This is a genomic window from Mangrovibacter phragmitis (assembly GCF_040429585.1).
Lineage (GTDB): Bacteria > Pseudomonadota > Gammaproteobacteria > Enterobacterales > Enterobacteriaceae > Mangrovibacter > Mangrovibacter phragmitis.
Window position 1 is genome coordinate 2,210,389 of record NZ_CP134782.1, and the last position, 14,265, is coordinate 2,224,653.

Consider the following 14,265-nt stretch of genomic DNA (forward strand, 5'->3'; position numbering starts at 1 on the left):
TAGCGGCCATCCTGAAATGGCCAAGGTTAGCGGAATGGCTATTCAAGGTAATAGTCTTTAATTTGGGGAAAGGTCAAATCGCACCTAAAAAGTCTGTTCGATTCAACTGGGGGCAATTTGTAGTTTTAAAAAGCCAAATTAGCTCACTATGCATTGGACAAACCTCAACGCCCAGCTTTCAATAGACTCTAATGGAATATTCCCAGCCTCAGCCCTCTGATGCTTCGGATGGTTGATGCCAATGTGGTTAAGCTCACCAAACAGGCAATCTAATAACTCATTTGGCCAGCTAATTGATTTTGCGACAACGCCCTTGCGGATCTGCAGGAACTGGTCAATCCAATCCTGCAGTTCAGAGCCAAATAGCACTTTGGTTGAAAGCATCTTAATTCCATCAGAAGTATCGACTTCCAGTAGTACAGCCTCCGTTGCTTTATAACGGATCCTGACGGCTTTAATAGCCCGAGGCGATTCACATCTATCTTTGGAAACAATCTCGCATAGATCAGACTTTTTTATGCTCGTTCAAGCGACCCTTCCTTTGCAGAGAACGTCGTAGAACGATCAACCCATGAAGCGAAGTATTTAAACCGGCTTTTAGTAACCAGCAACTGTTGGTGGTCATTCTGGTGGTCTTGACAGGAAAGCGATCCTGATTTAGCTTATTTATTAGCCAGTTACTGGCAAAGGCGATCCCAGTCAGAGGAGCCAAATTTAAGAAGCCTGCTTACGAGCAGGCTTTTTGCTTTTGTGCGTCCCTGATGTTAACTCAGAATTGCATCCAGCCTGGCAAGCACCTCATTTACAACGGCGCCAGGTATGCGTTCCAGCCGCATGCCGTTCCGGGCAGCCATATCAATGGTTCTGGGCTGGTCGCAGCGAATAACGCCCGTTGTTTTTGTCCCCGCCCCATCCAGTGAAACGGTGAAACCCGCTGTACGTGCAAAGTTTCCGCCGCTGGTGACGGGAACCACTACCGGTAGCCGGGCCAGCTTGTTAAACGACGCCTTCGATACGATGAGTACCGGACATTTTCCACTTTGCTCATGGCCAGCAATCGGATCCAGTGAAACAAGCCAGATTTCCCCTCTGTCCATTTACAGGATCTCCTTGCCTACCGCAGGCGCATCAATCCATTCCCTCTCCTCTTCGCTCATTTCAGCGTGCGGATCGCACTGTGCCAGCAGCTCCTCAAGCGAATAATGAGGCCGTTTCTGGGGTTCAATAATCAGGCAGCCATTATTAATGGTCATGCCGACTTCGCTGTCCGTCGATAGCTCCAGCGTTTTCAGCACGGCGGGTGGAACCGCAAGCATGATGGATCCGCCGACCTTTTTCAGGCGAGTTTTATACATAGTGCACCTCCGAATATTATATTTTAATATAACATTTATGGCGGGAGGTGCGCTATTATTCACCAGATTCATGGTAATTTCCTTTTCGTAATGAAGTGTGCAGAAAGCCGTTATCCATCGAAGGACGGTACAGGTACAGGTGGGAACGAAGTGCGTAACTAAGAAGGCTGATAATAGAAAACTGTTTTTGCGGTTCAATGGATTATGGCGGATAGGATAAACGGAATGCGAGGCGGCTTCCGGCCCCGCCTGCCATCTCACCCAGTTTTACCGCCCATGTTCCTGGCGTAATGGCTCTTCCCCCTACCAGCCCAAGAACGCTGGCACCTTTAACAGCCACCTGAGCATTAGCAGCACTTGTTGCTGCACCCGTTGCCCGCTGATATATCATCTATGTAACATGAAGCTAATTTTTAAAGCCCGGCTTCCCATTCCTTTGACGCCATTCTTTGACTTCTTGAACAACGCCTTCAGGGCTATCATCTTTCCCATCCTCTGGGTAGAAGATAAGGTCGGAGCCTGATGGATGTTCAGCAAGTCGCCTAAACTCCCTGACTCGGCGATTATCGTCCTCTTCTGTTGGCCCTTCAGCATTATAAATTTTACGAACCAAATCTAAAAATTCACTTTCTGTATAATCAGATAATAATTTTTTATCACCCATATTATTTACTTTGCCTCACTGAATGAATATCAATATGCCGTTTAGGTGAAGTTATGCCCATATTATCGACATTATAAACATCCCCACCTTTACTTATTGGAATAATATGATGGATTTCATAGCGCTCTCTTCCTCCGGCACGATCCTGTTCTCGTGTGAAAGGAGAGTTTCCATTGCGTATATGAATTTTGTTACTCCCCCGGAACTGGCTTGATACCTCAGAGGCTTTTGAAACCTCTAACACGCACCCTGTCTTTGCCGGGTGGTGTATGCCAGCCATGAGGAACCACATTACCGTTACTGTCGCTTTCCCACGTATAACGCACACGGCCTGGCGCTTCACGCATCTGTTCCAGACGCATACGGTCAATAAAGTCCTGTTCACCGTCATTGAGTCTGCCGGGCATCATTCCCATCACGACTGCAGCGATGGGCCCACTGGGCCGCTGGCGGCTATTCTGGCGGCTATTCTTCCGGCCCCGCCTGCCATCTCACCCAGTTTTACCGCCCATGTTCCTGGCGTAATGGCTCTTCCACCTACCAGCCCAAGAACGCTGGCACCTTTAACAGCCGCCTGAGCATTAGCAGCACTTGTTGCTGCAGCCGTTGTCCGCTGATATATCATCTATGTAACATGAAGCTAATTTTTAAAGCCCGGCTTCCCATTCTTCTGACGCCATTCTTTGACTTCTTGAACAACGCCTTCAGGGCTATCTTCACGATCTTCTCGAGGGTAGTAAATGAGATCTGAACCATCAGGATGTTCAGTCAATCGTTTAAACTCAAGGATGTTTTGGATATCTTCAGCTTCTGTAGTGCCACCGACATCAAATAACTTACGGACAAAATCTAAAAACTCATCCTCTGTATAATCACTAATTTTTTTCATATTATCCGCCTCTGTGAATATCAATATGACGTTTCGGAGTCACTATGCCCATATTATCAACATTATAAACTTCACCACCTTCAATTATTGGTTTAATATGATGAATATCATATTTTACCTTTCCTCCGACCTGCTCACTTTCTCTCGGTGCTGGGGCCTTACCAACCTTGATATTACCGGCGTTGCCTCGTTTAAATTGTCTTGATAGCTCAGGGGCTTTTGAGACTTCTAACCAAAACGCTTTACGGAACTGGTCAAAATTCGCAAACGTTCGCCCACGCAGCCTGTCAGCAATCTGGGTTGGAACCGGGGAGCCATTTCCTGTATTCGCATCCGACAACCAAATACCGCTAACTTTCTGGCCTTTCCCCGTTACCTTTCCAGCACTGTTTCGCAGATATATATAAATCGGCGGAATATCCGATACTGGCAGGATAAGAATATAATCCGCAAATGTCTTTTCTTCCGGTGCCGGAGTGGTTGTCGCCTCAATACGGGTATTTTCCGGCAGCGGTTCAACAATAACCGGGTTTGGTATCCTTACCGGGTTCTGGTTGCCTGTATTTGACGGAACATTGACTCCTGAACTGTCTGGCGTCCAGATAATCGTAATACGCGGAGCTTCCTCTGTGGTGAACGTATACGCCTTCCCGTGCCCCCGCCACATCATACCAGCTCATCGTTTCATCCCCGGTCAGTATCTTTCCCCCGCAGGTAGTCGAATCGCCCACCCGCAGGTAAAACCCCCGTCGCCCCCATTAGTCCGTTCTCCTGTTCTTAAAAACATGACCTGACGAAATACCGGAGGGAAGTTCACTGGTATATTGACGACGCATTTCTTTTCCTTGTCATATTTGTGGTTAAACTGATGCAATACTAACCGATTTGTAATTTGACTTAAAATCGTTGTTTGTTATTAAGTTAAGAAAATTAGAGACCTGGCGACACATTCTGTTTATGGCATTTATGAAGTTATCGTTTCTTCACTCATCTGGCTGAATGTTCGAAGGGACAAGGAATGAAGCAGCACCCTGGATTTGCCGTGCTGCTTTTAGAAGAAGAGTAAAAGCTACCAACGAAGATCTGAAGTTGGGAGGAAAGTTATGGCTTCAACTTTATCTTGCATGTCGTAACGAATTTGCATTGTTATTGGGATATGAAAATCTTCAACAGCAAACCTATCAACCCATCCCATTGATATTTTCATTACGGTTTTCGGGGGAACAGACTTATCTGGTTCACCAAAAGTATCATGCACCCATTGACGAGTCATATTTTTTTGCAATGGCGATGGAAGTTCATTCGGAAAAACCCAATTTTTAATCGGACCATGCTGGATTCTTAACGTAATACTTTTGAGAATTCTACCTGTACGTTTGAATGATAAAAAAATGCCTTCCCTGGCCATTTCTAAACCTAAATTAGGGGATCCCGGAGCACCTGTCGGTTTTGTTCTGTATGGAAGAATCCCTGCATCAAGTATGTTTTCATAAGTTTCCCCCAGGCAGCGAATTAAACTCTCTACATTTACTGTCATTTGTATAACCCCAGTTCATTATTAATCTTATGTATTTTAGCTCTCGCTTCTTTTAACTGTGTGTCTGTAGCGCCATGCTCTTTTAACGCTGGTGTTTCAATATCAAAATCTTTATCTGCTGCTGTTCGAAGGTCATAGGAATCATATTCCTTTTGTGTCTGATTACGTCCTCCATAAGTTGCACTAATTTTCTGATGAACTTCCGCAGGAACTATGACAGCAGCAACTTTACCTGATAATGCTTTAATTTGATCAGAATCTAACTCGGGATATTCTCTCTCAAGATACAGCTCTACAGCCGCTCTTGATGGAATATGATCCGCATGATATTCCCCTTACCGCGAACGGTTATTAAAATCATCGTAGGGTTCCACCTCTAAAAACTCAACAGGTGGCTTGCTCAGATATATATAAATCGGCGGAATATCCGATACTGGCAGGATAAGAATATAATCCGCAAATGTCTTTTCTTCCGGTGCCGGAGTGGTTGTCGCCTCAATACGGGTATTTTCCGGCAGCGGTTCAACAATAACCGGGTTTGGTATCCTTACCGGGCTCTGGTTGCCTGTATTTGACGGAACATTGACTCCTGAACTGTCTGGCGTCCAGATAATCGTAATACGCGGCTCTTCCTCTGTGGTGAACGTATACGCCTTTCGGTTGCTGTCCCACTCCATTTTACGCACACGCACCCTGTCTTTGCCGGGTGGTGTATGCCAGCCATGAGGAACCGGATTGCCTTTATCATCCTGTTCCCATGTATAACGCACCCGTGTTGGTGCTTCACGCATCTGTTCCAGACGCATCCGGTCAATGAAGTCCTGTTCACCATCATTGAGCCTGCCGGGCATCATTCCCATCACGACTGCGGCGACGGGCGCACCGGGGCCGCTGGCGGCTATTCTTCCGGCCCCGCCTGCCATCTCACCCAGTTTTACTGCCCACGTTCCTGGCGTAATGGCTCTTCCACCTACCAGCCCAAAAACGCTGGCACCTTTAACAGCCGCCTCAGCATTAGCAGCACTTGTTGCTGCGGCTACCGCTGCATGATAATCCATTTCCTCATGGTTACCGTTCAGCCATTTATACAGGGCGCTTCGCTGCTTCGGCTTTGGAATATCTTCACCAGGTTTCTTTTTCCTGGCAGTCTGAGCATATTGAGGAACATCCGTATCTGATGCGGGTTCGGCAGGAGGAACGGACTGATAAAATGCCATTTCGCCAAAGTTGATATGGGGCTCTGGCGCTTCACCGGCATCATTACAGCCCTCACCCCGAAGGCAGGATTTGGCAAAGACACGATTACGATCACGTTCTTCTGCCAGTCGTTTTTCCCCGGTCTCCTGCTGTTCCAGCTGAGTAACAGGCGCAGGCAATGGTGCCTTTTCTGCCTGCTCTTCGGGCGTATCATCTCTGATATAACAATCCGGGATTGTGTGTATAAACCGTGCACCGCACGGACAGGAGCTTACACTGTCCAGTGTTCCTGCCAGCCTTCTGCCGTTGTCCCATGAATCCGGTGTACCACCCAGAATTCTGTACACTCCCGGATGCTGGCCGCACGATACAAGGTCACCTTCCCGTGCCCCCGCCACACCATACCAGCTCAGCGTTTCATCCCCGGTCAGTATCTTTCCCCCGCAGGTAGTCGAATCGCCCACCCGCAGGTAAAACCCCGTCGCCCCCATTAGTCCGTTCTCCTGTTTTTAAAAACATGACCTGACCAAATACCGGGGGTAAGTTCACTGGTATATTGACGACGCATTCCTTTCCCTTGTTGTACACACTTGTCCTGGCAGGATATTAACTGAATTATTATTTTATTTTAAAGTGACACAGGTCATGAAACTGGATTATTTATAATAATATATGATGCTGTTTTATTATTTATCGTTATTTACTTCAGTAAACAAACATCGGGAATTATTTGGTTGTAAAAATATAAATACCGAGCAATTAACCATAGTTAAAAACGACAATAGCTAATAACCAGTTATCACCAGAACTTGTTATGCATATGCTGAATACCAGTAATACAGCCACAGGCAGCATCAGCTACGTAGCTGTATTTTATTAAGGTATAGAAATGTTTTATGCAATCAGAAAAAATACTTTACCCCAAGGCGAATCTGGTTCTGTTCTCTGTGGTAAGGCTCTGCATATCTGTCCAGCCAGCGTAGTTCAAAATAGGGTAACCAGTGCTGGTTTACCCGGTATTTAAAGGTATTAGTGATTTCCCAGTGGTGGTTCTTACCATTACTGCTATGAAAATCATTCAGCCGAATGAAGTAGTGGGGTTCAAAAGTCCAGGAAAATTTATCGGTAATAATAAAATTCCAGTAATTACCAATTTCATAAGTGTCGTTATTAGCCAGCTTATTATTTAAGTCAACCGAGCTATAGTTATTATGGTTATACCTGTTACGCACTGTCAGGTTAAACCAGGGAGTAAACTTATAGTTCACATCCAGATACACCGCACCACTGGAGCCAACACTTTTATCCGTAACCAGCCCACCGGGCTGGACCGTTAACCCTGGCATAGGCCTAAAGAGCGGATACCACCCTTCTATTTCATTATAGCCATGTTTTAACTCATCTTTACGCCGTAAATTATACGTATTGGTTAACATAATACCGGCACCCATATCAAAGTTATAACCCACCCGTAGCATAATTTCTTGCTGGTCATTAGCCAGGTTATACGCTTCTCTGTTTTCTACATAAGCACCTGCATAAAAAGAGGTTGATATTGCAGAGGATAATATCATCATTAATTTTATTTTTTTCATCATATTCTCATTATTTCAGGAACAAAAAGCCGCCACCCATCAGGATGGTAATGGCGGCAGTTATTATCAGATATTTACGGTAGAGACTTTTTCTTTACTGCTCAGTTTTTCCTGCTCTTGGGTGAATTTCTTTCTCTGGCTTAATTCTTCAATAATACTGGCAAAGCGTTGTTCATTAAGTTTATAAAACAGGCTCATGGTGAGCGCGGCAATCACTGCCAGACCACCTGGCCAAATAAACATGAGCTGACGTAACCCCATTAACGTATCGCCGCTTTGGGCAATATTGGGAATATAACCAATCTGGGTAAGCATTATCCCGGGCAGGAAACCAGCCAGTGCCGCGGAAATTTTGCGCGAGAAGGTATACCCGGTGTACACCGAACCTTCGGCGCGAATGCCTGTTTTCCATTCACCGTACTCCACGGTATCTGGCACCAGTGCCCAGTTCAGGCTGTTCACAAATGCAGTGCCGAAAAAAGCCACACAGGAAAACGTAACAAACAACACCGAAGTGCTTCCCCAAAAGAAGTTCAGCAAATCCCCTGCTGCCCACAAAAACAAGCCACCAAGGTACACCTGTTTTTTACCAAAACGCCGGACGCTGGCAGGCACCAATAACACCCCAATCAGAATGCATCCCATGCTGAAAAACCCCATCCACGACAGCAGATGGATATCATTCAGCACATATTGTGTGTAATACACCTGAATCGCCAGCTTGATATTAAATGCCGCCAGAGTACATAAATTAGCAATGCACAGTACCAGCAGTGGCGGATTATTAAAGATAGCGCAGAAGGACTTCAGAATTCCCGGTTTATGACCTTCAGGCAACACCTGAATATAGCGTTCTTTCACACCGCGAAAGCACCACCACATACTGAATAACCCGCACAACGAAAACAGCAGCGCTGTCAGTAAATACCCCGCAGATGACGACCAGGTAATCAGTGATTTAATGGGGATAAAGGCAACAGTACACAGCAACAGCCCCAGCGTTGCACCGCCCTGGCGCCAGGCGGCCAGTTGCGCACGCTCATGGGGATTTTTAGTTATAGCCGGAACCATCGCTCCATAAGAGCAGTTCATCAGGCTGTAAAACAGGCCAAATAACATAAACAAAGCTGTCGCCAGCACCGTTTTAACCGCCAGCGGGAATTCTGTGGCTAAAAACTGTGCAGTGGCAACCAGTGCAACAGGAAATGAGGCATATAAAATAAACGGCCTGAACTTTCCTTTTGCCCCGATATTGCGCCGGGAATCCAGTAATACCCCCGTAAACATATCTGTGGCCGCAGTAAAAAACTTGGCAACCAGAAAAATAATTCCTCCGTAATAAGCGGGCATCCCAAGCTCATCTGTATAGAACTTCAATAAATACAGGGTGCCAATACACAGCATCAAATTTGAACCAAAATCCCCCATTCCATAGGCAAATTTTTCCCGCAAACTCAATTTTAACGTGAGTGCATCATAATTGGACATAATCGCCTCGCATAACGCCCCGCAGGGCGTTATCTCCAGGTTTAAACGGTTTGTTTTCTGGCTTCGATTTCTTCCACAATTCGCACATACATTTTTTCGTTCAAATTGTAGAAGCAGCCCATGGAAATAATGGTTATAACCGCCAGCGCGCAAGGGTAAATAAAGATCAGCTGGCGTAACCCTTCAATGGTATGCGCAGACTGCGCCACGTTCGGGACATACTCTATTTGGGTAAGCATCCAGCCGGGGAAAAAGCCAGCCAACGCCTGCGACACTTTTCGAAAGAAGGTAAAACCGGTGTAAACCGTGCCTTCTGAACGCACGCCGGTACGCCACTCACCGTATTCCACGGTGTCGGAAACCAGCGCCCAGTTCAGGCTGTTGACAAAGGCTGAGCCAAAGAACGCCAGGCAGGAGAAGGCCACAAAACTGACAGAGCCACCACCCAGGAAATAGTTCAGTAAGTCGCCTGCCACCCAGATAAGCAGGCCGCCAATGTAAACCTTTTTCTTACCAAAGCGCCGGACCATGCCCGGCATCATAAAGACCCCGATGAAGATACAACCCATGCTGAAAAATCCCATCCATGACAGCAGGATTGGGTCGTTCAGTACGTACTGGGTGTAATACACCTGAATTGCCAGCTTCACATTGAATGCACCCAGAGTGCACAGGTTGGCGATGCACAGAATAAACAACGGGCGGTTACCGGCAATGGCTCTGAATGATTGCAGCAAACCAGGCTTGTGATGCGCGCTGGCAGGTTTGGCTTCGGAATAGCGCTCTTTCACCCCGGCATAACACCACCACATAAAGAACAGGCCGAACAGGGAAAACAGCGTGGCGGCGAAGATATAGCCCAGTTGGTCGTTGCCCTCTATCAGGTTCATGACCGGAACAAAACCGACAGTACACAGCAATAACCCCAGTGTCGCACCACCCTGGCGCCAGGCAGCAAGCGAAGCGCGTTCATCCGGGTTTTTGGTAATCGACGGCACCATGGCACCGTATGAACAGTTCATCAGGCTGAAGAACAGGCCATACATCATGAACAGCACCGTTGCCATCACCGTTTTGCCGGTGATTTCAAAGGGTGTTCCAACGAAATTGGCAATTGCCAGCAGAGTGACCGGAAAAGCGGCATAAAGTACAAAGGGGCGGAACTTGCCTTTTGGGCCAATGTTACGCCGGGAATCCAGCAGAATACCGGTACCCATATCGGTAAATGCGGTGAAAAACTTGGCGATCAGGAAGATAATCCCGCCGTAAGTGCCGGGTAACCCTAATACGTCGGTATAAAATTTAAGTAAATAGAGCGTACCAATATCCAGCAGGATATTAGAGCCTAAATCACCCATTCCATAGGCGAGTTTTTCTTTAAAGGGCAAGCGCAGGGTTGCCGGACTGGCATCGGGTTGAGTCATTATCGTTCTCCATGTGCCCGCAACTTACGCTGCGGGCAAGCCTACTCAGATAGTGCGTAAAGAAGCAAACAGCGGTGCCCACTCACTTTGTGCCCGCCAGAACACTGGCGGTTTACCGAGTGGGGCCGCAACCGTCACTTCACCGCCCCGGCAGGTTTCCCCTGTCCACATGTTTACCCAGTTGTCTTCAGGCAAGTACAGCGACCACTCATCACGCCCCTGTTCATAAACCGGTGCCACCAGCAAATCCTGCCCCAGCAGATACTGGTATTTCAGGGTGTAGGTGTGGGCATCGTCTTCGTAATGCAGGAACAGCGGGCGCATTACCGGTAACCCGGTGGCCGCGTTTTGGGCCACTGCCTGGCGTAAGTAAGGTTTGAGAGTGGTGAAAATGGTGGTCATACGCGCGAAGTGCGCAATGGTTTCGGCGTCGCTGTCAAACTGCCAGTTATCGCCCGGGCGGTTGCCTTCATGGGTACGCATCATTGGTGTGAACGCGCTGAAATCACACCAGCGCAACAACAACTCTTTACTGCGCTTCATGTCGAACAGCGTGGTGTAACCACCAATATCGCTGTGGTGCAGGCCGTGGCCGGTCATCCCCAATGAGAGTGCCGCAGGCACGACAGAGGCCAGGCCATCATCCAGGCTCCAGTCCACATTCTGGTCACCGGCCCACATCATGGTGGAATAGCGCTGGCTCCCGGTATACCCGGCACGCATGAAATACATCAGCTCACCGAGCTTGCCGGTTTCCTGCAGCGCTTCGTAATTACATTTGGCCCACAGCGCAGGCCAGGCATTGTGCATAATTTCCGCGCTGACACCGTTGTGCAGGAAGGTGTCTGTTGGCAGGTATTCACCAAAATCCGCCATCCAGCCACTGCAACCCAGTTCAATCATGTTGGTTTTGATAACCTCTTTGAACCAGGCGTAAGCCGCCGGGTTGGTGAGGTCGACTACACCACCATAAAACTCGCCGAACTCGACCAGGTAATCGCCGCCCGCTGCATCTTTGGCCAGGTAGCCCTTTTGCGCCGCTTCTGTACACAGGTCTTTATCGCTGGCAACATAAGGGTTGATATAAGCAAGGAATTGCACGCCCTCTTCTTTCCACTGCTTAATGCGGCTGTCCAGTTGCGGGTAATTGTCGCTGTCCCACTTCCAGTTCCACATTACGCGTTTGCCAAAGGAAGTCATGCGGATGCCGGACCAGTCCTGTGCCCAAATGCCATTCACCTTCACGCCTGCCTGGCGCAGGGTATCGAGCTTCTGCTGGCATACATCGGTTCCGCCCTGAATACCCAGCGTAACGCCGTCATACACCCAGTCAGGCAGTTCTGGCTGGCGGCCCAACAACGCGGTCAGTTTTTCCAGCAACGCGATATAAGAATCGGCACATTCGAAACGCAGTGTCGCCTGGTTTTCCCACAACGCTAATTCGTGGTAATCCGGAGCACTGAAATCGAAATTCATGTAGCAGCTGTTATCCGCATGGCAATAATACTTCTGGGTGCTGACGAATGTCGGCTGTGGGAAAAAGGTCCAGTAATAATCGCCACCGGCATTTTCTTTGCAGTCTGCCTGCCAGGTGACATAGCTATTTTTATTGCGCCCAACCCCCTGTTCGCTGGTCCACAACGGGAAGGGTTTGCCACGTAAATCAAAATAAGAGAACTGTTCACCGCAACCATAAATATGGTCTTCCGGGTTTGCTGCCAGGCGCAGCCAGATGCGGTTATGGTACTGGTCTTCGTTATGCAGGTTCAGCACCAGCCGCCCGGCTTCATCCACCCCAATTTGCAGGGTTGCCCGGATACAGTCTCCCCGGCTGAAATCTACCTGCCAACCTTCGGGGCACTCGCGTACTCTGGCCTTGCTCAGTGCAATTTTCTCATTCAGCTTATCTTTAATGCTGAAGTTACCGCGGAACATATTAATATCTGCGGTACCACACCCCACCCACAAACAAGGTTTTTCAGTATTGTGTTGCAGTATCAGGCGTTGCTGATAATACACACTGAATCCCTGGGAGGATTGGGTTAACTGAACCGCAGCCAGATACGGGTTTAACCTGCTCATTGATAATATTCTCCATGTAATCGGTAAATACCAAAATATAAAGTCTTATAATACCCACATTAATAAACCAGGTTGTGCATTCAATGAAAACGCCATTATTCACCCGGCCAACACTTAGTTAATTACTTTCCCTCTATTGCGTTGCGCAGTGCAGAGATTCGTTTCCCAAACAGAGCCTGTAATACAACCAGTAATGCAAAGGGAGGCACAAGTGCAGTCAGTGCAGAAATGCCTAACGCACCTTTAATTAACATAGCCCCGGAAGCAATCAGTAATATAAAAACCAGCACCCGGAAAACCTTAACGGAAATATGTTTATGAACATATTGCCCAACCAGTGAGCCGAGGATCATCGTCGGAATACAAAACACCACCAGCTTCACAACCGAAATAGTCAGAATACCGCTGGTCGCTAACCCGCCAACAACAGCAATATTATTCGCGGTAAAAAATGCGTTCAGTGTGCCGCGAAACGCTGCCGGGCCCAAATTGCGCAACATGCCGTACATCACAACCGGCGGGCCATTGGTTGAGAATGCTGCACCCAATGCACCACCGATTGCCCCCAAAGGTGCGGCTATCCAGCGCTTGTCATAAACCGGCAACCGGGGAATAAACATGCTGTAGAATGAGTAAAGAATAAGGAAGCCCCCCAACCCCATTTTCATAATATGGTCGGGAAAGTATGAGAGGGCGTACAACCCTACCGGAATACCTAAGAATGAGAATGCAATCAGTACTGCTGCCGAACGCCAGTCGGTTTCTTTACGCGATAGCCAGGTTGCGTAAATCGCCGTTGCAGTGCCCACAATCACAGATAATGGCGTTGCCATTTTTACTGGCAACATTAGCGTAATTAACGGCATAGTAGTTAAACCGCCACCAAAGCCTGCGCAGATCCCAACAAATGTATAAAGAAACATTAATGCGATGACGATACAGACAATATTCGTATCCAGTACCAGGCCATCAGGGGTAATGATATTAAAGAAATCCATAATATTTCCTTTAGCGATTCAATTAATCCATGAAAAGTGAATTGCGAAGCTTATAAAACCAGAAAAGCTATAACCCAGACTCTTCACATGGTTAATTCACTTAGTAAAGTTGTTCTTCGAAAATATTAAAAAACAGGCAGTATTGCTGGCCTGGGGATAACTCAATCAAATTAATTTTTGAATTGAACGCATCGGGCGGACAACTCATCGGCTCAACAGCCAGGCCCTGGCGGTTTAATTTTTCACCGCTATAAATCTGTATCCATGGCTGGTCTGAACGCATATTTACTGAACGGCCCAATTGCGCGTCAATGAGCTTCACTTCCCATTGTTCGCCTGATGCCCTGAACGTATGGTCAATCTGTTGCTCACCAATTTGCCTTGCCTGGGAATAATCCATATGCAGAGCGCCAGCATCACACAAATCCCCTCCTTGTGTGGCAATCACCTGTCTGGCAGGTAACTGCAATAAGCACTTATCGACAGGCGTTAAATTGCAGGTCAAATAAGGGTGAACACCGGCACCATAGGGGGCTTTCTGGTCGCCACAATTTTCACTGATAATACGCACCGACAACCCTGAATGTTCATTTAACGAGTAAATGGCCTGAACCATTAATGAAAACGGATAGCCGTAGCCCGGTGGCAAAAACAGCGCCAGAACCACTTTTGTGGCTGTTAACTCGATCACCTGCCAGTCACGCCAGGCAACAAGCCCGTGAATTGCGGCACCAGAGCCCGGCTCATTCACCGGTAACTGGTACGCCTGCCCGGCATATTGATAACGCCCTCCGGCAAGGCGGTTCGGCCAGGGCAGCAACACTTTTCCCAGGTGTGCCAGCGGCATCACGCAAGGGTCATGGGGAATCACCAAATGGCGCGCTTTACAGGTCAATTGTGCAAGGCCGGCGCCAACAGAAACAATTTGCGCCCGGTAGTCGCCGGCCAGCAGCGTGATAGTTTCACCACCACTGTGCCTGGATATTTTCTGCATTTATGAAGTCCTTATAAAAGAACGGCATACCAGCAATAAATG

18 protein-coding genes are annotated in these 14,265 nt (G+C 47.8%); all 18 read right to left on the bottom strand.

Going from position 1 to position 14,265, the window contains the following annotated elements; genetic code table 11:
- Window positions 1–138: 138 nt before the first annotated feature.
- A complete protein-coding gene (locus tag MPHASIOC01_RS10780) occupies window positions 139–519 on the bottom strand; it encodes a Tn7-like element transposition protein TnsE (RefSeq protein ID WP_353614928.1) in 381 nt (126 codons plus the stop codon).
- 245 nt (window positions 520–764) lie between these two features.
- Entirely contained in the window at window positions 765–1,097 is a 333-nt protein-coding gene (locus MPHASIOC01_RS10785; RefSeq protein WP_353614585.1) for a type II toxin-antitoxin system PemK/MazF family toxin, read from the bottom strand.
- Complete coding sequence (locus MPHASIOC01_RS10790) at window positions 1,098–1,355, bottom strand: hypothetical protein (RefSeq protein ID WP_064594547.1); 258 nt, start codon at window positions 1,353–1,355, stop codon at window positions 1,098–1,100.
- A 202-nt stretch (window positions 1,356–1,557) separates the two neighbouring features.
- Window positions 1,558–1,746, bottom strand: coding sequence for a hypothetical protein (locus MPHASIOC01_RS10795; protein WP_064594549.1), 189 nt, complete (start codon window positions 1,744–1,746; stop codon window positions 1,558–1,560).
- A gap of 15 nt (window positions 1,747–1,761) precedes the next feature.
- Window positions 1,762–2,019, bottom strand: coding sequence for a bacteriocin immunity protein (locus MPHASIOC01_RS10800; RefSeq protein ID WP_353614586.1), 258 nt, complete (start codon window positions 2,017–2,019; stop codon window positions 1,762–1,764).
- A 1-nt stretch (window position 2,020) separates the two neighbouring features.
- On the bottom strand, window positions 2,021–2,311 hold the full coding sequence (locus tag MPHASIOC01_RS10805; protein WP_353614587.1) for an HNH endonuclease signature motif containing protein: 291 nt from the start codon (window positions 2,309–2,311) through the stop codon (window positions 2,021–2,023).
- Window positions 2,238–2,435, bottom strand: coding sequence for a hypothetical protein (locus tag MPHASIOC01_RS10810; RefSeq protein ID WP_353614999.1), 198 nt, complete (start codon window positions 2,433–2,435; stop codon window positions 2,238–2,240). The genes MPHASIOC01_RS10805 and MPHASIOC01_RS10810 overlap by 74 nt, the downstream gene beginning before the upstream one ends.
- Window positions 2,435–2,644 carry a hypothetical protein gene (locus MPHASIOC01_RS10815; protein ID WP_353615000.1) on the bottom strand — a complete coding sequence of 70 codons (210 nt, stop codon included), beginning with the start codon at window positions 2,642–2,644 and terminating at the stop codon, window positions 2,435–2,437. Before MPHASIOC01_RS10815 ends, MPHASIOC01_RS10810 begins: the two co-directional genes overlap by 1 nt.
- A 15-nt stretch (window positions 2,645–2,659) precedes the next feature.
- Window positions 2,660–2,908, bottom strand: coding sequence for a bacteriocin immunity protein (locus MPHASIOC01_RS10820; RefSeq protein WP_353614588.1), 249 nt, complete (start codon window positions 2,906–2,908; stop codon window positions 2,660–2,662).
- 1 nt (window position 2,909) lies between these two features.
- Entirely contained in the window at window positions 2,910–3,578 is a 669-nt protein-coding gene (locus MPHASIOC01_RS10825) for an S-type pyocin domain-containing protein (RefSeq protein WP_353614589.1), read from the bottom strand.
- A gap of 399 nt (window positions 3,579–3,977) precedes the next feature.
- On the bottom strand, window positions 3,978–4,445 hold the full coding sequence (locus MPHASIOC01_RS10830; RefSeq protein WP_353614590.1) for a DUF6392 family protein: 468 nt from the start codon (window positions 4,443–4,445) through the stop codon (window positions 3,978–3,980).
- Between the two features lie 335 nt (window positions 4,446–4,780).
- Window positions 4,781–6,133, bottom strand: coding sequence for an S-type pyocin domain-containing protein (locus MPHASIOC01_RS10835; protein WP_353614591.1), 1,353 nt, complete (start codon window positions 6,131–6,133; stop codon window positions 4,781–4,783).
- A 411-nt stretch (window positions 6,134–6,544) separates the two neighbouring features.
- Window positions 6,545–7,237 (bottom strand): porin OmpL, encoded by a 693-nt coding sequence (ompL, locus tag MPHASIOC01_RS10840; protein ID WP_353614929.1) that lies wholly within the window; start codon window positions 7,235–7,237, stop codon window positions 6,545–6,547.
- A gap of 66 nt (window positions 7,238–7,303) precedes the next feature.
- Window positions 7,304–8,725, bottom strand: a complete 1,422-nt coding sequence (locus MPHASIOC01_RS10845; protein ID WP_353614592.1) for an MFS transporter — start codon at window positions 8,723–8,725, stop codon at window positions 7,304–7,306.
- A gap of 41 nt (window positions 8,726–8,766) precedes the next feature.
- The gene (locus tag MPHASIOC01_RS10850; RefSeq protein WP_353614593.1) at window positions 8,767–10,149 is read right to left on the bottom strand and encodes an MFS transporter; all 1,383 of its coding nucleotides are present in this window, start codon (window positions 10,147–10,149) and stop codon (window positions 8,767–8,769) included.
- Window positions 10,150–10,194: 45 nt separating this feature from the next.
- On the bottom strand, window positions 10,195–12,231 hold the full coding sequence (locus tag MPHASIOC01_RS10855) for an alpha-glucosidase (RefSeq protein ID WP_353614594.1): 2,037 nt from the start codon (window positions 12,229–12,231) through the stop codon (window positions 10,195–10,197).
- A 122-nt stretch (window positions 12,232–12,353) separates the two neighbouring features.
- Complete coding sequence (locus MPHASIOC01_RS10860) at window positions 12,354–13,229, bottom strand: sulfite exporter TauE/SafE family protein (protein ID WP_353614595.1); 876 nt, start codon at window positions 13,227–13,229, stop codon at window positions 12,354–12,356.
- A 100-nt stretch (window positions 13,230–13,329) separates the two neighbouring features.
- Window positions 13,330–14,223: an aldose-1-epimerase gene (locus tag MPHASIOC01_RS10865; RefSeq protein WP_353614596.1), complete on the bottom strand. Its 894-nt coding sequence runs from the start codon at window positions 14,221–14,223 to the stop codon at window positions 13,330–13,332.
- Window positions 14,224–14,265 lie beyond the last annotated feature (42 nt).

Bases quoted from the DNA above. Each gene is read 5' to 3' on its own strand.
- MPHASIOC01_RS10785 (WP_353614585.1), bottom strand. From the start codon at position 1,097: ATGGACAGAGGGGAAATCTGGCTTGTTTCACTGGATCCGATTGCTGGC.
- MPHASIOC01_RS10790 (WP_064594547.1), bottom strand. From the start codon at position 1,355: ATGTATAAAACTCGCCTGAAAAAGGTCGGCGGATCCATCATGCTTGCG.
- MPHASIOC01_RS10795 (WP_064594549.1), bottom strand. From the start codon at position 1,746: ATGATATATCAGCGGGCAACGGGTGCAGCAACAAGTGCTGCTAATGCT.
- MPHASIOC01_RS10800 (WP_353614586.1), bottom strand. From the start codon at position 2,019: ATGGGTGATAAAAAATTATTATCTGATTATACAGAAAGTGAATTTTTA.
- MPHASIOC01_RS10805 (WP_353614587.1), bottom strand. From the start codon at position 2,311: ATGTGGTTCCTCATGGCTGGCATACACCACCCGGCAAAGACAGGGTGC.
- MPHASIOC01_RS10810 (WP_353614999.1), bottom strand. From the start codon at position 2,435: ATGGGAATGATGCCCGGCAGACTCAATGACGGTGAACAGGACTTTATT.
- MPHASIOC01_RS10815 (WP_353615000.1), bottom strand. From the start codon at position 2,644: ATGATATATCAGCGGACAACGGCTGCAGCAACAAGTGCTGCTAATGCT.
- MPHASIOC01_RS10820 (WP_353614588.1), bottom strand. From the start codon at position 2,908: ATGAAAAAAATTAGTGATTATACAGAGGATGAGTTTTTAGATTTTGTC.
- MPHASIOC01_RS10825 (WP_353614589.1), bottom strand. From the start codon at position 3,578: ATGATGTGGCGGGGGCACGGGAAGGCGTATACGTTCACCACAGAGGAA.
- MPHASIOC01_RS10830 (WP_353614590.1), bottom strand. From the start codon at position 4,445: ATGACAGTAAATGTAGAGAGTTTAATTCGCTGCCTGGGGGAAACTTAT.
- MPHASIOC01_RS10835 (WP_353614591.1), bottom strand. From the start codon at position 6,133: ATGGGGGCGACGGGGTTTTACCTGCGGGTGGGCGATTCGACTACCTGC.
- ompL (WP_353614929.1), bottom strand. From the start codon at position 7,237: ATGAAAAAAATAAAATTAATGATGATATTATCCTCTGCAATATCAACC.
- MPHASIOC01_RS10845 (WP_353614592.1), bottom strand. From the start codon at position 8,725: ATGTCCAATTATGATGCACTCACGTTAAAATTGAGTTTGCGGGAAAAA.
- MPHASIOC01_RS10850 (WP_353614593.1), bottom strand. From the start codon at position 10,149: ATGACTCAACCCGATGCCAGTCCGGCAACCCTGCGCTTGCCCTTTAAA.
- MPHASIOC01_RS10855 (WP_353614594.1), bottom strand. From the start codon at position 12,231: ATGAGCAGGTTAAACCCGTATCTGGCTGCGGTTCAGTTAACCCAATCC.
- MPHASIOC01_RS10860 (WP_353614595.1), bottom strand. From the start codon at position 13,229: ATGGATTTCTTTAATATCATTACCCCTGATGGCCTGGTACTGGATACG.
- MPHASIOC01_RS10865 (WP_353614596.1), bottom strand. From the start codon at position 14,223: ATGCAGAAAATATCCAGGCACAGTGGTGGTGAAACTATCACGCTGCTG.